Annotated in this window: 20 protein-coding genes; 7 read left to right on the top strand and 13 right to left on the bottom strand. The window is 60.6% G+C overall.

Going from position 1 to position 19,337, the window contains the following annotated elements; translation table 11 throughout:
* Window positions 1-25: 25 nt before the first annotated feature.
* The 3 genes from DJ564_RS07790 to DJ564_RS07780 are packed head-to-tail and all read right to left on the bottom strand — an operon-like array spanning window position 26 to window position 2,097.
* On the bottom strand, window positions 26-664 hold the full coding sequence (locus DJ564_RS07790; RefSeq protein WP_109628362.1) for a LysE family translocator: 639 nt from the start codon (window positions 662-664) through the stop codon (window positions 26-28).
* Window positions 665-707: 43 nt separating this feature from the next.
* A complete protein-coding gene (gene fos / locus DJ564_RS07785) occupies window positions 708-1,145 on the bottom strand; it encodes a fosfomycin resistance glutathione transferase (protein ID WP_109628361.1) in 438 nt (145 codons plus the stop codon).
* Window positions 1,146-1,155: 10 nt separating this feature from the next.
* Window positions 1,156-2,097, bottom strand: a complete 942-nt coding sequence (locus DJ564_RS07780; RefSeq protein WP_109635969.1) for a LysR substrate-binding domain-containing protein — start codon at window positions 2,095-2,097, stop codon at window positions 1,156-1,158.
* A 77-nt stretch (window positions 2,098-2,174) separates the two neighbouring features.
* Here DJ564_RS07780 and DJ564_RS07775 point away from each other — a divergent pair, with 77 nt between their 5' ends.
* On the top strand, window positions 2,175-2,663 hold the full coding sequence (locus DJ564_RS07775) for a DMT family transporter (RefSeq protein ID WP_109628360.1): 489 nt from the start codon (window positions 2,175-2,177) through the stop codon (window positions 2,661-2,663).
* 133 nt (window positions 2,664-2,796) lie between these two features.
* Here DJ564_RS07775 and DJ564_RS07770 read toward each other — a convergent pair whose 3' ends face one another.
* The 4 genes from DJ564_RS07770 to DJ564_RS07750 form a co-directional block, all read right to left on the bottom strand.
* Window positions 2,797-4,128, bottom strand: a complete 1,332-nt coding sequence (locus DJ564_RS07770; RefSeq protein WP_109628359.1) for an MFS transporter — start codon at window positions 4,126-4,128, stop codon at window positions 2,797-2,799.
* A gap of 187 nt (window positions 4,129-4,315) precedes the next feature.
* Window positions 4,316-5,242, bottom strand: coding sequence for a hydroxymethylglutaryl-CoA lyase (locus DJ564_RS07760; protein WP_109628358.1), 927 nt, complete (start codon window positions 5,240-5,242; stop codon window positions 4,316-4,318).
* A complete protein-coding gene (locus DJ564_RS07755; protein WP_109628357.1) occupies window positions 5,239-6,432 on the bottom strand; it encodes a CaiB/BaiF CoA-transferase family protein in 1,194 nt (397 codons plus the stop codon). The genes DJ564_RS07760 and DJ564_RS07755 overlap by 4 nt, the downstream gene beginning before the upstream one ends.
* A 240-nt stretch (window positions 6,433-6,672) precedes the next feature.
* Complete coding sequence (locus tag DJ564_RS07750; RefSeq protein ID WP_109628356.1) at window positions 6,673-7,581, bottom strand: LysR substrate-binding domain-containing protein; 909 nt, start codon at window positions 7,579-7,581, stop codon at window positions 6,673-6,675.
* A 202-nt stretch (window positions 7,582-7,783) separates the two neighbouring features.
* Between DJ564_RS07750 and DJ564_RS07745 the strand changes: the two genes are divergently transcribed.
* Window positions 7,784-9,016 carry an aminotransferase class I/II-fold pyridoxal phosphate-dependent enzyme gene (locus DJ564_RS07745; protein WP_109628355.1) on the top strand — a complete coding sequence of 411 codons (1,233 nt, stop codon included), beginning with the start codon at window positions 7,784-7,786 and terminating at the stop codon, window positions 9,014-9,016.
* Between the two features lie 18 nt (window positions 9,017-9,034).
* Window positions 9,035-10,201 (top strand): MFS transporter, encoded by a 1,167-nt coding sequence (locus tag DJ564_RS07740; protein ID WP_109628354.1) that lies wholly within the window; start codon window positions 9,035-9,037, stop codon window positions 10,199-10,201.
* Here DJ564_RS07740 and yiaY read toward each other — a convergent pair.
* Window positions 10,198-11,346: an L-threonine dehydrogenase gene (yiaY, locus tag DJ564_RS07735; protein WP_109628353.1), complete on the bottom strand. Its 1,149-nt coding sequence runs from the start codon at window positions 11,344-11,346 to the stop codon at window positions 10,198-10,200. The two genes, DJ564_RS07740 and yiaY, sit on opposite strands and share 4 nt — an antisense overlap.
* A gap of 156 nt (window positions 11,347-11,502) precedes the next feature.
* Here yiaY and DJ564_RS07730 point away from each other — a divergent pair, with 156 nt between their 5' ends.
* Window positions 11,503-12,522: a DUF4917 family protein gene (locus DJ564_RS07730; protein WP_109628352.1), complete on the top strand. Its 1,020-nt coding sequence runs from the start codon at window positions 11,503-11,505 to the stop codon at window positions 12,520-12,522.
* 127 nt (window positions 12,523-12,649) lie between these two features.
* On the opposite strand, the gene DJ564_RS07725 is transcribed toward DJ564_RS07730, so the two are convergent.
* Window positions 12,650-13,192: a helix-turn-helix domain-containing protein gene (locus tag DJ564_RS07725; RefSeq protein WP_109628351.1), complete on the bottom strand. Its 543-nt coding sequence runs from the start codon at window positions 13,190-13,192 to the stop codon at window positions 12,650-12,652.
* Between the two features lie 109 nt (window positions 13,193-13,301).
* Between DJ564_RS07725 and DJ564_RS07720 the strand changes: the two genes are divergently transcribed.
* Together DJ564_RS07720 and DJ564_RS07715 are read left to right on the top strand one after the other, a co-directional pair.
* The gene (locus DJ564_RS07720; RefSeq protein WP_109628350.1) at window positions 13,302-14,084 is read left to right on the top strand and encodes an aldolase; all 783 of its coding nucleotides are present in this window, start codon (window positions 13,302-13,304) and stop codon (window positions 14,082-14,084) included.
* A 29-nt stretch (window positions 14,085-14,113) separates the two neighbouring features.
* A complete protein-coding gene (locus tag DJ564_RS07715) occupies window positions 14,114-15,001 on the top strand; it encodes a dihydrodipicolinate synthase family protein (RefSeq protein WP_109628349.1) in 888 nt (295 codons plus the stop codon).
* Between the two features lie 143 nt (window positions 15,002-15,144).
* Here DJ564_RS07715 and DJ564_RS07710 read toward each other — a convergent pair whose 3' ends face one another.
* The 3 genes from DJ564_RS07710 to DJ564_RS07700 form a co-directional block, all read right to left on the bottom strand.
* Entirely contained in the window at window positions 15,145-15,489 is a 345-nt protein-coding gene (locus DJ564_RS07710; protein ID WP_109628348.1) for a YegP family protein, read from the bottom strand.
* A 164-nt stretch (window positions 15,490-15,653) separates the two neighbouring features.
* Window positions 15,654-15,959: a ribbon-helix-helix domain-containing protein gene (locus tag DJ564_RS07705; RefSeq protein WP_008025707.1), complete on the bottom strand. Its 306-nt coding sequence runs from the start codon at window positions 15,957-15,959 to the stop codon at window positions 15,654-15,656.
* Window positions 15,960-15,973: 14 nt separating this feature from the next.
* Window positions 15,974-16,555, bottom strand: coding sequence for a DJ-1/PfpI family protein (locus DJ564_RS07700; protein ID WP_109628347.1), 582 nt, complete (start codon window positions 16,553-16,555; stop codon window positions 15,974-15,976).
* A 341-nt stretch (window positions 16,556-16,896) separates the two neighbouring features.
* On the opposite strand from DJ564_RS07700, the gene DJ564_RS07695 reads away from it, so the two are divergent.
* On the top strand, window positions 16,897-17,802 hold the full coding sequence (locus tag DJ564_RS07695) for a DMT family transporter (RefSeq protein WP_109628346.1): 906 nt from the start codon (window positions 16,897-16,899) through the stop codon (window positions 17,800-17,802).
* Window positions 17,803-17,871: 69 nt separating this feature from the next.
* Here DJ564_RS07695 and DJ564_RS07690 read toward each other — a convergent pair whose 3' ends face one another.
* Window positions 17,872-19,086: an SAM-dependent methyltransferase gene (locus DJ564_RS07690; protein ID WP_109628345.1), complete on the bottom strand. Its 1,215-nt coding sequence runs from the start codon at window positions 19,084-19,086 to the stop codon at window positions 17,872-17,874.
* Window positions 19,087-19,337: the final 251 nt, after the last annotated feature.

Below are 19,337 nucleotides of genomic sequence, written 5' to 3'. Positions count from 1 at the left end.
GCTGACGCATCCGTGCGCTCAACTCTCAAGCCTTATTCGTCACCAGCCCCGGCAGCGCATGAGCGAGGGCGTTGATGGCGAAACCGATAAACATCACCCCGCATAACCGGGTGATCGCCAGTTCATGGCGTTGATACAAGGTGCGAACCTGCCGCGCACCGACAATGCCAATGAGGATAGCGTAGGCGATCAGCCCGCCGATGAAGCTCAGGACAATCAGCCACGGCAACATTGACCAGTGCAGCAACTCCGCGCGACTCGACAGCAGCGCCGTGAACGTCGCCACTGCCACGGGGTAAGCCTTCGGATTGGTCAGGCCGAACAGAATGCCGTGCCAAAAGGGCTGGCGAGCCGGGCCTTGAGGGGCGTCGGCGCTGCTGCGCTTCGCCCGTATCGCGCGCAAGCCGAGCCAAAACAGGTACAGGCCACTGAGAACGCCCAATACATCGAACGCCGTGCTGCCGATTTCCCGTGCGCCGACAATGGCGATCAGCGCCGTGCTGCACCAGACCACGTCCCCCAGCAAATGCCCACAAAGAAACCCCGCCCCAGCCCGCCGTCCCCGCGCCGCACCGATGCCAAACACCGCCAACACACCCGGCCCCGGCGTGATGCCGTAGATAAAACCCGAGGCGAGAACGGCCATTAGCAGCGATGGGGTCATTGGAAAACCTTTTAACTATTCGGTGAATGGGCGCAAGTCTATATCAGGTCCCGGGAATAACGACTGACTGATCGTCGAAGAACTTCATTCCCGCGTACGGACGCTCGCGGCAGGCTGCCAGACGAGACGCCAGGTCTCCGACGTGGGCTTCGAGCTTGTGGCCGTCCGGGTCGAGGAAATAGAAGGACGCGCCTTCGCTGCGGTTGTCGCGCCATTCTTGTACGTTGGCGGATCGCAGGTGTTCGACGAACACAGGGAAATCCATCGCGCTGATGGTGAACGCGTAATGGCTGTAGTCGGCGGCGGGTTCGGGTTTGCGCAGTGGGTCGAGGGAAAGGCACAGCCACAAACCCGGCAACGAGAGATAGGCGCCCGTGTCCCAAGAAGCTTCGAGGCGCAGTTGCAGCAGGTCTCGATAGAACGCCACGCTGCGGTTCAGGTCGGTGACGGCGAGGGTCAGGTGGTTGAGGCCGGTGAGCAATTTGTTTACCTCAACGGTTATTTGATGGGCCGGTAGTAAGATCGCTACGCACTATCCCCTCCCCAATTCGCCCATTCAACCAGTTCAACGCCTGATCCCCGCCCCGCCGCTTGTGCCAGACCAACACAAACGTAAACGACGGAATATGAAACGGCGGCGCAACCACGATCAACGAGCGCTCATCAATCTCGCGCAGCCCACGGGAAGCAACGGTAAGAATCAAATCCGTGCCGCTGATGAATTCCGGGGCGACGCTCCAGTGCGGCAGGCTGATCGCGACGCGACGGCGTTCCCGCAAAGCCGTCAGGGCGCGTTCGATTTCCGGGGTGCCGCTGCCGCGCATTTCCAGCAGGACGTGTGGCCGCGCGAGGTAGGTCGGCAGGTCGAGCACACCATTGGCAGGCAAGCTGTTGCGGTCCACGAGGCAGGCGTAGTGCTCTTCGAACAGCGGGGTGCTGCGCAGCTCGTTCGGCAGTTCTGGAAAGACACCCGCCGCGACGTCTATGTCGCCGTTGAGTACCGCGTCGAGCATGCCTTCGCGGCTGGCGTGGCTGATTTGCAGGTCGATGCCCGGCGCTTCCCGGCGCAACGTCCGAATCAGCCCCGGCAGGACGATGGCGGCGCCATAGTCGGACATCGCCAGACGAAACGTACGCTTGGCCGTGGCCGGGTCGAAGGCGTTTGGCGCCAGCAGGGATTGCACTTGAGCGAGTGCTTCGGCCAAAGGCGCGATCAACTCCAGGGCTCGCGGGGTGGGTACGAGCGTGGCGCCCGCACGCACCAGAAGAGGATCGCCCAGCAAGTCGCGCAACCTCGCCAGGGCATGACTGACCGCCGGTTGGCTCAGGTGCAAGCGCTCGGCTGCCCGGGTGACGTGCTGCTCGCTGAGCAAGACGTCGAGGATTACCAGCAGGTTGAGGTCGATTCGCCGTAGATCATTCATCTGATGCATGTTCTGCATAGCCATTTGGAATTTAAATCTGCGCGACGAATACTCTAGAGTCCAGCAAAACCTGTTGGAGAATGACCATGAGTACGTTGCATTGGGCCGGGCTGTTGCTGCTGGCCGTGGTGGCCGGGGCAGTGGTGCCGTTTCAGAGTGCGATCAACGCCAACCTCACGCGTGGGTTGGGTCATCCGTTGTGGGCGACGCTCGCGTCGTTGCTGGTGAGTATCGTGGTGTTGTTGCCGATCATGTTGGCGTTGCGCTTGCCGCTGCCGTCAATGGCGTTCATCAGCAAGGCGCCGTTGTGGATGTGGGCCGGTGGTGCGTTCGGGGTGTGTTTTATTTCGTTGGCGCTGATGCTGCTGCCCAAGCTTGGGGCGTCGGGATTTACTGCGTTGGCGCTGGCGGGACAGGTGGTGGCTTCGCTGGTGCTGGATCACTTCGGATGGTTTGGGTTGGTGGAGCGGCAGATGACGTTGCCGCGGGTGTTGGGGGCGGTGTTGTTGATTGCCGGGGTAGCGTTGATTCAGTTCAGTGCTGCGCCAGGGAAGGGGTTGGTGGCGGCGGGTTGAGTGGGGGCTGTCAGGCCGCCATCGTCGGAACGCCGCCCGGAGCCGGCTCGCTCCTATAGTTGATTGGCGGCGTGGCACAGATCAGTGTAGGAGCGAGCCTGCTCGCGATGGCGGCCGGAACAGCACCGCAGATTTAGAACTTATCGAGCGTGCGCAGCTTCTGCGGTAACCCCCACAGCAGCAGGGCAACGGCGATCAGCGCGCAAACGGCAATGACATACAGCGCCGGGGTGGTGCTGCCAGTCAGGTCCTTGATCCGCCCGACCATGACCGGGCTGACGATGCCGCCGAACTGGCCGAGGGTGTTGATCACCGCGATCCCGCCAGCAGCCCCGGCGCCGGCACCGGCCAGCAGTTTTGGCGGCAGGGTCCAGAAGCTTGGGATGGACGCGATGATCCCGGCACCAAGCAAGCCCAGCGCGACAATCAGGAAGGTCGTGTGGTTGGCGAAAATCCCCGCACAGATGAACCCAACCGCCCCCATTGCGACCAGTCCAGCGACAAACTTGCGCCGCTCACCGGTCGCGTCGGACAGACGTCCGATCACCACCATACTGATGGCGCCACAGATGTACGGGATGGCAGTCAGCAAACCGATCATCACCGGGCTCTCGGTGCCGGCGCTGCGAATCAGTTGCGGTGCCCAGAAATTCAAACCGTAGGACGCCACCTGAATCAGGAAGTAGATCAGTCCCAAGGTCAGGAAACCCGGGATCCGCAACGCGGCGAGCAGCGAGCCGCCGCTCTTGTGCGGTTCATGGTGCGCAATGCGGCTGGCCAGCAGGGTTTTCTCCGACGGCGTCAGCCAGTGGGCGTCTTCGATGCGGTCCTTGAGCAAGGTCAGCACCAGCAAACCGAGACCAATGCAGGGCACGCCGCCCAGCAGGAACAGCCAGTGCCAGCCGCGCATGTCCATAAAGCCGTCGAGGTGTTGCAAGACCAGCCCGGAGAACGGTGCACCGACCAGACCGGCAAACGCCGACGACAGGAACAGCATCGAGGTGATGCGACCGCGATAGTGCTGCGGGAACCACAGCGTCAGGTAATACAGCACGCCGGGGGCAAAACCGGCTTCCATCGCGCCGATCACGAAGCGCAGCGCGTAGAACTGCCATTCGCTGTTGACGAAGACCATCGCGGCGGTGGCGAGGCCCCAGGACATCATGATCCGGGCGATCCAGCGCCGGGCGCCGACCTTGTACAGCATCATGTTGCTCGGCACTTCGAAGATCACGTAACCGACCACGAACAGGCCGGCGCCGAGGCCGTAAGCAGTGTCACTCAGGCTCAGGTCGGTCTGCAGCTGGAACTTGGCGAAGCTGATGTTGATGCGGTCGAAAAAGGCGAACAGGTAGCAGACCATGATCAGCGGCATCAGGCGCCAGGCGACCTTGCTGACCAGGGCTTTTTCTTCGTCGTGGTTAACGGACGGGCTCGCGCCCGCCTCCAGTACATTGAGGCTCATGGTGCTTTCTCCAGGCGGACTTCCCTTGGGTGTCCGATTGTTTTTGTTGTCTGGTTGAGAGGATCGGTGTGAGTGCTTTTACTGTGGGAGCGGGCTCGCCCGCGATGACTGAGTCACATCCGACATTGATGTCGGCTGATACACCGCAATCGCGGGCAAGCCCGCTCCCACAGGGATTTGTGCTGGGTCAGGAGGGCACTGGGTGCAAATCACAGTTGCGTCCGGCCTTGGCCAGCTGACCAGGCACTTCGTGGCCCAGCAGCGCCGGCAATCCTCGGGACAACTTCAACAACAGCGGCAGATCAATGCCGGTGTGAATGCCGATTTCATCGCACAGGTTGACCAGGTCTTCAGTGCAGATATTGCCCGAAGCGCCCGGGGCGAACGGGCAGCCGCCGAGGCCACCGAGGGCTGCGTCGAAGCGTCGGGCGCCGGCCTCGTAAGCGGCCAGCACGTTGCACAAACCGAGGCCTCGGGTGTTGTGGAAATGCAGGGTCAGATCAGCAGGCGAAACCCGCTGCAACACCCGTCGTACCAAGCGATCAACCTGGCGCGGATTGGCCATGCCGGTGGTGTCGGCCAGGGTAATGCCCTGGATTCCAAGCTCCTGGTAGGCCTCGACGATTTGCAGCACGCGATCCTCATCGATCTTGCCTTCAAACGGACAACCGAAAGTGGTGGCGATGCTGCCGTTGAGTCGCACCGACGTGCCACCGACGTATTGCACAATCTCGCCAAATGCAGCCAACGAGTCTTCGCAACGCATGCGCATGTTCGCCAGGTTGTGGGTCTGGCTGGCGGACATCACCAGGTTCAGCTCATCGGCCCGGGTTGCCAGCGCCCGTTGTGCGCCCTTGAGGTTGGGGATCAACGCGACGTAGATCACCCCCGGTTGCCGGGTAATGCCTTTGAACACCAACTCGCCATCGCGCAGCGCCGGAATGGCCTTGGGCGACACGAACGAGCCGGCCTCGATGCGGCTGAAACCGGCCAGCGACAGCTGATCGATCAGGGCGATCTTGTCGACGGTTTCGACCCAGGTCGGCTCGATCTGCAAGCCGTCGCGGGGGGAGACTTCCTGAACGATCAGGGTCTCGGAAAAATCAGTGATCATTGCACCACCCCTTCGGCTTTCAGCCGTTCGATGTCCAGCGCCGTAAGGCCCAGCCCCGCGAGAATGCCATCGGTGTGCTGGCCCAGACTCGGCCCGGACCAGTTCACGCCGCCGGGGGTCTCGGACATTTTCGGCACGATGCCCGGCATCTTCACCGTGGCGCCGCCAGGCAGGTCGGCGCTGAGCAGCATGTCCCGCGCCTGATAGTGCGGATCGGCGACGATGTCGGCCACGGAATAGATGCGCCCGGCCGGCACTTCAGCGGCTTCCAGCGCCGACAGGACTTCGTCGATCGGCAGGCTGCTGGTCCAATGAGTGATCGCCGCATCGAGCACATTACTTTTCAACGCACGACCGTCGTTATGAGCAAACTCCGGCGCGTCGGCCAGGTCGCGACGACCGACCACTTCCATCAAACGCTTGTAGATCGGATCGCTGTTGCCGGCGATCACCACATAGGCACCGTCGGCCGTCAGGTAAGTGTTGGATGGTGCAATGCCCGGTAAAGCGCCGCCGCTGCGCTCACGTACATGGCCGAGCATGTCGTATTCCGGCACCAGGCTTTCCATGACGTTGAACACGCTTTCAGCCAGGGACACATCGACCACTTGTCCACCGCCCTGCCCGGTCTTGACCCGCAGCAGCGACATCAAGGCACCGATCACCGCGTGCAGCGACGCCAGGGAATCGCCGAGGCTGACGCCGACCCGCGCCGGAGGCGAATCGGGATTGCCGGTGGTGTAGCGGATCCCGCCCATGGCCTCGCCGATGGCGCCGAAACCCGGACGGTCGCGGTACGGGCCGGTCTGGCCATAACCGGAAATGCGCACCAGCGTCAGGTTGGGGTTGAGGGCGTGCAACACGTCCCAGCCCAGACCGAGTTTTTCCAGGGCGCCTGGCCGCAGGTTTTCGATCAGTACGTCGGCGCTGGTCGCCAGTTGCTTGACCAGTTCGATGCCTTCGGCGGATTTCAGATTGAGCGCCAGGGACTTCTTGTTGCGCGATTGCAGGTACCACCAGAGCGAGGTGCCTTCATGCAACTTGCGCCATTTGCGCAGCGGGTCGCCCTGGCCCATGGCTTCGATCTTGATCACTTCGGCGCCGAACTCGGCGAGCATGCGCGCGGCGAACGGCGCGGCGATCAGCGTGCCGATCTCGATCACTTTGATTGCACTCAAGGGGGCAGTCATCGCGGGGTACCTCTATGTTGTTCTTGGAATATGAGCCAAGGCTAGAGGACCCGGGGGCGATGAATCCAACCTTCAGTTGGCAACGTTCGTTCGCGAAACGCGAACGCTCCCGGAAATGACCGCGGCCTCAGGTCAGTCTTCGCGAGCAAGCCCGCTCCCACCGTTGATCTGCGACGTGACACAAATCCCTGTGGGAGCGGGCTTGCTCGCGAAGGGGCCGGCCCAGCCGATCGAGAACCGTCAGACAACCCCACGCAACTGCTCAAACAACATCCGGCTCACCGGCGACAACGCTGCTTCATCACGCACCACCAAAATGAGCGCCCGATCCGACCAGTCATCCGTCAACGGCACCGCATGTAACCCCAACGCCCGTCCAAACAGTTCATAGGCCTTTTGCGGCAGGATACCGATGCCCATGTTGGCCTGGACCATCCGGCACATCGCATCAAAACCCGGCACATGAATCCGCAACCGCAGCACTTTGCCGGCCTTGCGCGCCGCCGCGTGGGTGCGCATGTTGATCGAACTGGCAGAGTGCAGTCCGACGTAATCGCTCTCTAGCGTATCGGCAAAGGCCAGGCTGGAACGACTCGCCAACGGATGATCGGGCAGCATCAACACCACCAGTTTGTCCTGGCGATACAGCACGCTGTGCAGGCCTTTGACGTCGCTGTCACTGGAACAGATCCCGAGGTCCGCTACGCCATCGAGCACGCCCTGAATCACCCCACTGCTGGGCCGTTCTTCGAGGTCGGTCTTGACCTGGGGATGGCGCTCGGAAAAACCCCGCAGGTCTTCGGGCAAGAACTGAATGATCGCCGACAAGTTGGCGAGCATCCGCACATAACCGCGCACGCCGTGGCTGTGCTCGCCCAGTTCCATGCCCATTTTCTCGACGTTGAACAACATCTGCCGGGCATGGTGCAGCAGGGTTTCACCGGCCGGCGTCAGGGTCATGCCTTTGGCCTGGCGCACGAACAGACTGATGCCCAGCGCCTCTTCCAACTCCATCAGCCGCTTGCTGGCCGCCGACACCGCGATGGCTTCGCGCGTTGCGGCACGGGTCAGGGTGCCTTCTTCATGGACGGCGACAAACAGCTGGAGGGTGATCAGGTCGAGGCGGCGGATCAGGCTTTTTTGCAGCATGGAGGGCTCGATGACTTCAGTTCGGCTGAGCCGGCAGGATAGCCCGGTTTTGGCCCACAACATCACAGGCCATCGCCCTACACATAAATCTCTTGTAACACTCAACCGAACAGGAAACGGCCGATTCAATGCCCCCGCCGCACTCTGTAAAGTCTGGAAACACACACGGACGGCTACATCACTCAAGGAAAGACACGTTCATATGGACCAGACCACTCATGCGACAAACACCTTCACCAACTACCGAAAAGTCATCTCGTTGGCCGATCACGATTGGGAAACGGCTGAAAACGGAAAAGTCGCAGGCCTGAATGTCGAGGTCAAAAGCGCAAACCGGTTGGTGGACCAGTACGGACGGGCGTTTCATCACTTCTGCACCACCTCTTATCTTGGACTGGACCACCATCCCGCCCTGCTTGACGGCGCCATGAACACCTTGTGGGAAATCGGCACGCTGCGCATCGCCAATTCGAAGAACCGCTGCAAACTGGCGGTCCTGGAGCAGTACGAAACCGAGCTGTCCGAGTTGTTCGGCGCCCCTTGCCTGAGCACCCTGTCGTGTAGCGCGGCGAGTGCCGGGATCCTTCCGTTGCTGGCCAGCGGCGAGTTCACGCAAAACCGTCCTCCCGTCATGGCGTTCGACAAACTGGCGCATTACTCGATGAACCACCTGAAAGCCACGTGCGCGGACGAAACCCGAGTGGTGACCTGCCCACACAACGACATGGATTACCTCGAAGGCCTGTGTAAAAAACACCCCAAAGTCGCCTATGTGGCCGACGGGGCTTACAGCATGGGCGGGGTCAGTGACATGGATAGCCTTTTGTACCTGAAAGACCGTTATGGGCTGTTTCTCTATCTGGACGATTCCCACGCCCTCTCCGCCGTAGGCAGGTTCGGCGTCGGACTCGTGCGTCCAAGACTGCCTGTCCTGGATGATCACTGCCTGATCGTTGCGTCACTGGCCAAGTCGTTCGGTGCCAGCGGCGGATTGGTGATGCTGGGCAGTGAACGGCAAAGGAAACTCATTGCGCGTTACGGAGGCCCCAGTAATTGGTCGCAAAGCCTCAACAGCGCCGCGATCGGTGCAGGCAGAGCCTCCATCGAGCTTCACCGCACACCGGAATTTGCCGCGCTGCAGGAAAAACTCCAGAGTAATACCCGACTCTTTGACAGCCTGATACGCACCGAACAACACGCCAGCAACATGGCGATTCGACTGATCCGCTGCGGTGAAGCAGCGCTGGCCAACAGCATCGCCATCGAACTGGCCAATCTTGGCTTCTTTACCTCGGCCGTCTTTTTCCCTGTGGTCGCACAAGGCAAGGCCGCTATCAGAATCACGCTGCGCGCTGACATGGAACCGACGCTGATCCGACACTTTTGCAACCTCGTCACCGAGCTTTTACGTACCCACGCCAGGGACATTGGCTAGAACCCCAAGGAAGATTCAATGAAGAGCAGCACCACCCTCCTCGTCACCTGCAGCACGGTGTTTCTCGCCCAACTGGGCATGAGCATTTACCTGCCGGCGCTGCCGGACATTGCCCGGGATCTGTCCGCCGAGGCTTCGCAGGTGTCCTGGGGCTTGGCGGTGTACCTGATCGGCATGGCGCTGCCGATGCTGTTCTGGGGCAGCCTGGGTCAGCGCGTTGGCCGCAAACCGGTGTTGCTCGCGGCACTCGGGATCTACGGGTTGGCAAACCTGGCCCTGCCCTTGAGTCAGACACTTGAATCGTTCCTGTTATGGCGACTGGTTCAAGGGGTTGGCGCCAGCGGGATTTCGGTCATGGCGCGGGTGCTGATCCGCGACAGTTTCCGTGGTGACTTGCTGGCCAAGGCGTTGTCCTGGATATCGATTTCTTTTGTGGTGGCACTGGGCATCGGTCAGTACCTGGGGTCGATCATCCAGGTGGCGCTGGGCTGGTCAGCGATTTTCTATCTGCTGGGTGGCGTGAGCCTGTTGATGGCGCTGGTCGTGTCGGGGGTCACGTTTGCGCTGCTGGCTGAAGACAATGTTCTGTCGTCCGCCTTGCCGAGTTACGGGCGCATTTTGCGTGATCGAGCCTTTCTGCTGCCGGCACTCGCCGGTGGCCTCGGCTATGGCGTGATCATCGCATTCAACACGGCGGCGCCGCTGATTCTGCAAGGCCCGTTCAACTGGTCGGCCGTGGAATACGGGCTGTTGGGCTGGCCGATCAGCGCGGCGTATTTTCTGGGAGCATTGGGGGTGAATGCCTTCGTGCTTCGCACCGGTCGACGCTGGCTGATGACGGCAGGTGTGGGGCTGGTGTTGGGCGGCTGCGCGGTGATGTTGCTGGGCAGTCTCGCGGGCACATCCGTTGCGCTGCTGTTCTGGTTGCCTTACTGCTTTGCGGTGTTCGGGCAGTCTTTGAACTACCCGATCAGCCTGGCCCTGGCCAATGACGGCTCGCCGGTCGGCGGGGCTTATGCGATGGCGTTGAGCGGTTTCATTCACCAACTGATGGCGGCCATCATCGGCGGGGTCGCCAGCCTGATCGCAAGCCAGCAGGCGTGGCCACTGTCCCTGTTTTGCACCTTGCTGGCCTTGGGCGCGATGCTCTGCGTGATGCTCGCGCGCGGTCGTCAAACCGACTAGAACGCGCTGCGGAAAACTTCCTCGATCTGGCGCTGATCCGCCACCCGTGGATTGGTCAGGCCGCAGGCGTCTTTCAGCGCGTTGGTGGCGAGTATCGGGATGTCGTTGAGCTTGGCGCCGAGTTCACGCAAACCGGCGGGAATGTCCACGTCTCTGGACAGGCTGCGGATCGCCAAGATGGCCGCTTGAGCACCTTCTTCCGGGCTTAGGCCACGGGTATCGGCACCCATCGCGTGGGCCACATCCATCAGGCGCGGCGCGCACACCAGCGCATTGAAACTTTGTACGTGGGGCAGCAACACCGCATTGCAAACGCCATGAGGCAAGTCATAGAACCCGCCCAACTGGTGAGCCATGGCGTGGACATAACCCAGGGAGGCGTTGTTGAACGCCATGCCGGCGAGGAATTGTGCGTAAGCCATGTTTTCCCGTGCGGCCATGTCGCTGCCGTCGCGCACGGCCAGGCGCAGGTTGCTGCTGATCAACGTGATCGCCTTCAGTGCGCAGGCATCGGTGATCGGGTCGGCCGCAGTGGACACGTAGGCTTCGATAGCGTGAGTCAGCGCGTCCATGCCGGTGGCAGCGGTCAGGCCCTTGGGCATGGCGACCATCAGCACGGGGTCGTTGACCGACAGCAACGGTGTGACGTTGCGGTCGACGATGGCCATTTTCACGTGGCGCGATTCGTCGGTGATGATGCAAAAACGGGTCATCTCGCTGGCGGTGCCGGCGGTGGTGTTGATCGCGATCAGCGGCAACTGTGGTTTGGTGGACCGGTCGACGCCTTCATAGTCACGGATCTGCCCGCCGTTGGTCGCACACAATGCGATGCCCTTGGCGCAGTCATGGGGCGAACCGCCGCCGAGCGACACCACGAAATCACAACGACTTTCCTTGAGCAGGCCCAGGCCGCGCTCGACGTTGGCCATGCTCGGGTTCGGTTTGGCGCCGTCGAAGATCACCGAGTCGATGTCTTGCATCGCCAGCTTCTCGGCAATCATCTTCGCCACGCCGGCCTTGGCCAGCCCAGTGTCGGTGACGATCAGCGCCTTGCGAAAGCCGTACTTGCCAATGGCGGACATGGCTTCGTCCAGGCATCCGTTGCCCATGATGTTAACGGCGGGAATGAAAAACGTGCTGCTCATGAGCGATTCTCCTGGCTGGGCCGAATCGGTGGTGCCGATCCGGCGGATGCGCACAGGATCGACCTATCGGCTACGCAGTAACTTGATCTGGCTCAAGTCTGCGTCGTGATAAAGTCGCCGCCCATCAGACCACTTGCTTTGAGACTTTGAACCGCAATGACCGATTTCCAGGATGTTGATGCCCAACTTGAAGACTGGAACGCCTTGCGCGCCACCGCCTCGTTCAGCGGCCTATTGGTGGGCAACGGCGCCAGCCGCGCGGTGTGGGACGACTTCGGCTATGACTCGCTGTTCGAAAACGCCCGCACCGTCGAAGAAAAACCCCTGAGCCAGTCCGAGCTGAGCGTGTTCGACGCCATGCAGACGCGCAGCTTCGAGCAGGTGCTGAGCGCGCTGAAAACCACCAGCCGGGTCAACAAGGCCCTGGCCGTCAGCTCCGCCGCGCCGCGCAATCGCTACTACGCGATCAAGGAAGCGCTGATCAACACGGTCCACGCGGTGCACATCCCCTGGAGGCTGGTGGTGCCTTCGACCCTGGCGACCATCAGTCAGGAACTGGGCCGTTACCGGACGGTGTTCACCACCAATTACGACTTGATCAACTACTGGGCGATCCAGCATCAGCCAGACGCAATCACCGACCTGTTCCAGGGCACCGAACCGGGTTTTGACTTGAGCGCCACGGCGACCGATAAGACCCGTTTGCTGTATCTGCACGGCGGCCTGCACCTGGTGCGCAATCAGGACGGCACGGCACGCAAGCTGATGTCGACCGAGGGCACGTTGCTGGGTAGTTTCGCCATCAACAACACCATCAAGACGCTGGATGATGTGCCGCTGTTCGTCAACGAAGGGCCAACGCAGGACAAACTCAAGACCATTCGCAGCTCGGATTATCTGTCGTTTTGCTACGACCAGTTACTGAGTCATGGCGACGGGTTGTGCCTGTTCGGGCATGCCTTGGGTGAGCAGGACAGCCACATCATCCACGCGTTGCGCCAGGCGCAACCGAAGGTGGTGGCGATCTCGATTTACCCGCGCAGCAAGGCGTTTATCCAGCATCAGAAGCGGCATTACGCGAAGGTGTTTGAAGGGACAGGGTCAGAGTTGCGGTTTTTTGATTCGAAGACGCATGCGCTTGGCAGTCCGAAGCTGACCGTACCGGTTGAGGTTTAGCGGCGACGCGGCTGACGTCATCGCGGGCAAGCCCGCTCCCACAAGGATTAGCGGTGTTCACATATTCTGTGGACACCCCAGTCCCTGTGGGAGCGGGCTTGCCCGCGATGATGTCAGCCCAGTCAACCTATTCTTCGGCGCTATGCACCACCACCAACAACTGCGCCTGCACCTCCCCCACTGACCGGATCCGGTGCGGTTTCTGCGCATTGAAGTGCAGTGCGTCCCCGCGATTGAGCAGCACGCGCTCGTTCATGAAGTCCACTTCCACCTGCCCTTCGTGGACGAACAGAAACTCTTCCCCCAAGTGTTCCTTGAAGGTTTTATCCGCGAATTCGCTCGGCGGGTAAATCATGAACGGCAGCAGGCTGCGCTCGCTGACCTGATGGGCCAGCACCGCGTAGCCGGGGCTTTCATCGTTGGCTGCCAGGGATTGGCGTTCGTCGCTGCGCACCAGGCTGTAGCTGTCGAGGCTGATGTTGTCTTCGGAGAACAACTCCTCGACCTTCACGTTCAGCGCCTTGGCCAGTTTCAGGGCAGCCGCGATCGACGGCGTATTCAGCCCGCGCTCGACTTTCGACAGGTAGCTCTTGGTCATGCCGGACTTTTCGGCCAAGGCCTCCAGCGTCACACCAAGTTTTTTTCTCAGTAATTTCAAACGGATAGACATGTAGAACAATTAATCCATCAAGGAGCCGACGATATGTCCTTGCCAATGACACAAAGTGTCATATAGCCTTTGTTGTGTCATTTGCATGAAACCACTCAAGGACACCGATATGGCCAAGACCTTAGCACTACCCAAGGAGCAACTGGTCAAGCAAGCGTTGACCCAGATGCAAAACACCCTGGCGGATAATACGTGGACCGACCGGCAAAAGCTGGCCCTGACCTGCCGGATACTGTTCGAAAATGGTCACGACTCCGGCCTGGCCGGGCAAATCACCGCCCGTGGTCCCCAACCAGGCACTTACTACACTCAACAACTGGGCTTGGGTTTCGACGAGATCACCGCGAGCAATCTGCTGCTGGTCAACGAAGACCTGGAAGTGCTTGAAGGCCACGGCATGCCCAACCCGGCCAACCGTTTCCACAGTTGGGTGTACCGCGCCCGGCCGGACGTGAACTGCATCATCCACACGCACCCGACTCACGTCGCGGCGCTGTCGATGCTCGAAGTGCCGCTGCAGATTTCCCACATGGACCTCTGCCCGCTCTACGACGATTGCGCGTTCCTCGAAGGCTGGCCGGGTGTGCCGGTAGGCAACGAAGAAGGTGATTTGATCGCCGGCGCACTGGGCGATAAACGGGCCATTCTGCTGTCGCACCACGGCCAGCTGTCCACCGGCACCACCATCGAAGAAGCCTGTGTCATCGCTCAATTGATTGAGCGTGCGGCGAAGCTGCAACTGCTGGCGATGAGTGCCGGGACGATCAAGCCGATCCTGCCGGAACTGGGCCGCGAAGCCCATGACTGGATCTCGAAACCCAAGCGCCACGGCGCCGCGTTCAACTACTACGCCCGGCAGAACCTGCGTCAACACGCCGATTGCCTGAACTGAACCCGATCATTTTCTGAAGGAGACACAGCATGTCGACCCCTACCATTCACGGCATCATTGGCTACACCATCACCCCGTTCACCGCCAACGGCGAAGGCGTTGATCTCGACGCGCTCGGGCGTTCCATCGACCGTTTGATCGACGGCGGCGTCCACGCCATCGCCCCGCTGGGCAGCACCGGCGAAGGCGCTTACCTGAGCGACGCGGAGTGGGATCAGGTCAGCGAGTTCAGCATCAAGCATGTGGCCAAGCGCGTACCGACCATCGTCAGCGTGTCCGACCTGACCACCGCCAAAGCCGTGCGTCGTGCGCGTTTCGCCGAAGCCCACGGGGCTGATGTGGTGATGGTGCTGCCGACGTCCTACTGGAAACTCAGCGAAGCGGAAATCCTCGCCCACTACCGCGCCATCGGCGAGAGCATTGGCGTACCGATCATGCTCTACAACAACCCGGCCACCAGCGGCACCGACATGTCGGTGGACCTGATCCTGCGGATCGTCAACACCGTGGAGAACGTGACCATGGTCAAGGAGAGCACCGGCGACATCCAGCGCATGCACAAGCTGCAACTGCTGGGCGACGGTCAGGTGCCGTTCTACAACGGCTGCAATCCGTTGGCGCTGGAAGCGTTTGCGGCGGGTGCGAAAGGCTGGTGCACAGCTGCGCCGAACCTGATTCCGCAGCTCAATCTCGATTTGTATGAAGCGGTTTTGGCCAACGACCTGGGCAAGGCGCGTGAGTTGTTCTATCGCCAGTTGCCGGTGCTGGACTTCATTCTCAAGGGCGGGTTGCCGGCGACGATCAAGGCCGGGCTGCGGGCGACCGGGCTGGAAGTGGGTGATCCGCGGTTGCCGGTATCTCCGCTTGGTGAGGCTGGAGTTAACCAGCTACAAACCTTGTTGAAAGCCTTGCGCTGATCTCGAAGTTCACAAAAAACCAATGTGGGAGCTAGCCTGCTAGCGATAGCGGCCAGACATTCAACATCTTCGTCGAATGTTAAGCAGCCATCGCTAGCAGGCTAGCTCCCACAGTGGATTTGTTTTGGGTTTGAAAGGTGTGGTCACAGTACCGGCAAGGTCTTGTCCTTGATCACGGTGGTTGGCCCGTTGGCCTTGACGCTGGCGATGCCTTTATCCATCGCGCCAGCGGAAGAATAGGTCTCGCTGCTACCGATAATCTCGTGGTTACCGGCCTTGAGGTTGAAGTAAGGATGGCCATCCTTGGTGGTTTTCTTTTCGTAGCGCTCATCCAGCGGGCTGTTCTTCTGCACCGAAGCAATGCCGTTGTCGGCAGCGCTGCGAGTGGTGTACAGCTCGCTGGTCAGAATGGTTTCGGCGTTGGCGGCCTTCAGTACAAACTTGAACTGACCGTTGCTGCTTTTGCTTACTTCGTACCATCCGGACATGCTCTTTCTCCTTGGCGATTGAGAGGTTTCGCGCTTCAGAGTAAAGACCACGCCGGGATTTCTGTCGCCTGTCAGGGCCCCATCGCGGGCAAGCCCGCTCCCACAGGTTCAGTGTGATCCTTGTGGGAGCGGGTTTGCTCGCGAAGGGGTCGACACGGTCTACGCTATTTCACCACCGCCCGCACCACCGACAACTCCGGCGCCTGCACCCGTCGCTGACTCAAATACCGCGTACAACTGACCCGCAAAAACGAGGCGAAATTCACCACTTCGCCGCGGTAGTCCATCACCTCTTCATACAGCTTGGCGATCAACTGGTTAGTGGTCATGCCATCGACTTCGGCGATTTCGCTGAGTATGTCCCAGAACTGATTCTCCAGCCGCAGGGTGGTGACCACCCCGCAGATGCGCAGCGAGCGGGAGCGCGACTCGTAGAGAATCGGATCGGCTTTGACGTAGAGCTCGCACATGGAAAAGTCCCTCATTACAGCGTGATTTTGGTGCCCAGCAACCCGAGGAAACCGGCGAGCCAGCTCGGATGCGCCGGCCAGGCCGGGGCAGTGGCCAGATTGCCTTGTACGTGACCTTCCGTCACCGGGATATCGATGAACGTACCGCCGGCCAGACGCACTTCCGGCGCGCAGGCAGGATAAGCGCTGCACTCGCGACCTTCGAGAATCCCCGCGGCCGCCAGCAATTGCGCGCCGTGGCACACGGCAGCGATCGGCTTGCCGGCCTTGTCGAACGCCCGCACCAGTTCCAGGACTTTTTCGTTCAGGCGCAGGTATTCCGGCGCCCGACCGCCGGGGATCAGCAGCGCGTCGTAGTCGGATTCAGCGACCTTGGCGAAGTCGAAGTTCAGGGCAAACAGGTGGCCGGGTTTTTCGCTGTAGGTCTGATCGCCTTCGAAGTCGTGAATGGCTGTGCGTACTGTCTGGCCGGCGGATTTATCCGGGCAAACGGCGTGTACCTTGTGGCCGACCATCAGCAGCGCCTGGAACGGCACCATCACTTCGTAGTCTTCGACGTAATCGCCGACCAGCATCAGAATTTTCTTGGCAGCCATGGGGAGGACTCCTCTGGGAAATACGTAGGAGTATTCAAGGTAGTCCTTATCTGCGAGGTCGGGTAATAACCACCTACTACTGACAATGTAGGTTTGAGTTTGGCCTTTGTGGCGAGGGAGCTTGCTCCCGCTGGGCTGCGAAGCGGCCCCCTGCATTCTTCCCGGAGAATCAGGTCTCCAGGTTTTACGACTGCTGCGCAGCCGAACGGGAGCAAGCTCCCTCGCCACAAGAATCGCGCTCAACTGTACGGATATTTCTGTTCCCAGCTGTAAGCGCCAAAACCATTGAGTTATGGCTAGATGAATACACCCCCACTCACCCTGGATTCTGGTCCCTCATCATGTCCTCGCGCGAAAACACCGGCATGGCCCTCGGCCTGCTCGGCGTTGTGATCTTCAGCCTCACCCTGCCCTTCACGCGGATCGTCGTGCAGGAAATTCATCCGCTGCTCAACGGCCTGGGCCGGGCGCTGTTTGCAGCGGTGCCGGCGGCGATGTTGTTGCTGTGGCGCCGGGAAAAATGGCCGACCTGGAAACAGATCAAAGGCCTGACACTGGTGATCGCCGGCGTGATCCTTGGCTTCCCGGTGTTGTCGGCCTGGGCCATGCAAACCTTACCGGCGTCTCACGGCGCGTTGGTCAACGGTTTGCAACCGCTGTGCGTCGCGCTATACGCCGCGTGGCTGTCCCATGAGCGACCGTCAAAAGCCTTCTGGGCCTGCGCCGCGCTGGGCAGTGCGCTGGTGTTGGGTTACGCGCTGATCAGCGGGGCCGGCAGCATTCAGGCCTGTGATTTGCTGATGCTCGGCGCTATTGCCGTGGGCGGTCTGGGTTATGCCGAGGGCGGCCGGTTGGCCAAGGAGATGGGCGGCTGGCAGGTGATCTGCTGGGCGCTGGTGTTGTCGACGCCGTTGTTGATCGGGCCTGTGGTGTATTTGGCGCTGCAACATCAGGGCGAAATTTCGGCCAAGACCTGGTGGGCGTTTGGTTACGTTTCGCTGTTTTCACAGTTCATCGGGTTCTTTGCCTGGTACGCCGGGTTGGCCATGGGCGGCATTGCCCGAGTCAGTCAAATCCAACTGTTGCAGATCTTCTTCACCATCGCGTTTTCGGCGTTGTTCTTCGGTGAACACATCGAGCCCATCACCTGGCTGTTTGCGGCCGGGGTGATCGTTACAGTGATGCTCGGACGCAAGACCGCCATCAAACCCCATGTGGGAGCGGGCTTGCTCGCGAAGGGGCCGTAATATTCAACATTTATGCTGAATGTAGAGCCGCCATCGCTAGCAGGCTAGCTCCCACAGGATCGCTGGGGATCAGAGGTAGCCGTCAGTCCGCAGCAGGGTTTCGAGGCAATGTTCGGTGATGTGGTAGAAATCCTTCAGTTCCTGAATCTTCACCAACAGCTGGGCCGGGTCCACCGGCTCGGCGCGTTTGACCGCCAGGATCATCTTGTTCTTGTTGGTGTGGTCCAGTGAGATGAACTCGAACACTTTGGTTTCATAACCACAGGCTTCCAGGAACAGCGCACGCAAGCTGTCGGTGACCATTTCCGCTTGCTGGCCCAGATGCAGACCGTATTGCAGCATCGGCTTGAGCAGCGCCGGGCTCTGGATTTGCAGGCGAATCTGTTTGTGGCAGCACGGCGAGCACATGATGATCGAGGCGCCGGAACGGATACCAGTGTGGATCGCATAGTCGGTGGCGACGTCGCAGGCGTGCAGCGCGATCATCACGTCCAGCTCGCTCGGCGCGACGCTGCGTACGTCACCGCACTTGAATACCAGCCCCGGATGCTCAAGCTTGGCGGCGGCGGCATTGCACAGGCTGACCATTTCTTCGCGCAACTCGACGCCGGTCACCACGCCTTCGGCCTTCAAGGTGTTGCGCAGGTAGTCGTGGATCGCGAACGTCAGGTAACCCTTGCCCGAGCCGAAATCCGCCACCTGCACCGGTTTGTCCAGCGCCAGCGGCGAGGTCGTCAGCGCATGGCTGAAGACTTCGATGAACTTGTTGATCTGCTTCCACTTGCGCGACATCGCCGGGATCAGCTCGTGCTTGCTGTTCGTCACACCGAGGTCGGCGAGGAACGGCCGGCTCAGGTCGAGGAAGCGGTTTTTCTCACGGTTATGTTCGGCAGACGGCACTTCACGCAATTGCTGAGGTTTGCTCTTGAACAGCGAAGACTTGCCCTTTTTGCTGTATTCGAGCTGGGCTTCGTCAGTCAACGACAGTAAATGCGCATTTTTGAACGAGGCCGGCAACAGCGCGGTGATAGTCGCGACGCCCTCGGCAAGCGGCAGGTTCTTGGTGATGTCGCGGGTTTTGTAGCGGTAGACGAAGGACAAGCACGGCTGATCCTTGACCGTCAGTTGCTTGATGATCAGCCGCTGCAAATCGGTTTCGGTGCCGACGTACTTGGCCAGGACCAGTTTGATGAAGCCGTTGGCGTCGAGGCTGGTTTGCAGCAGGTCGATGAACTGGGCGTGGTGATCCGGCGCGAGGCTGGCGGGAGTGGCGGTGGCAGACATGGGAAAAGCGGCCTCGGGCGGTGCGGATCGGGGAATGGCGGGTATTTTAGGGGGGATGGTCGTTCGGGACACGCAGTTATTTACCGAACGGTGCGAATCGTGAGGCAAGTCGAGTCCCCTGTGGCGAGGGGACTTGTCCCCGTTGGGTCGCGAAGCGGCCCCCTTCGATCACCAGTCAGACCGCGTTCTCAGTTTTTACGACTGCTTCGCAGCCGAACGGGGACAAGTCCCCTCGCCACAAAAGCTCCCTT

Source organism: Pseudomonas sp. 31-12, from assembly GCF_003151075.1.
Classification (GTDB): domain Bacteria; phylum Pseudomonadota; class Gammaproteobacteria; order Pseudomonadales; family Pseudomonadaceae; genus Aquipseudomonas.
This window is presented reverse-complemented; position numbering and strand designations above follow the sequence as displayed.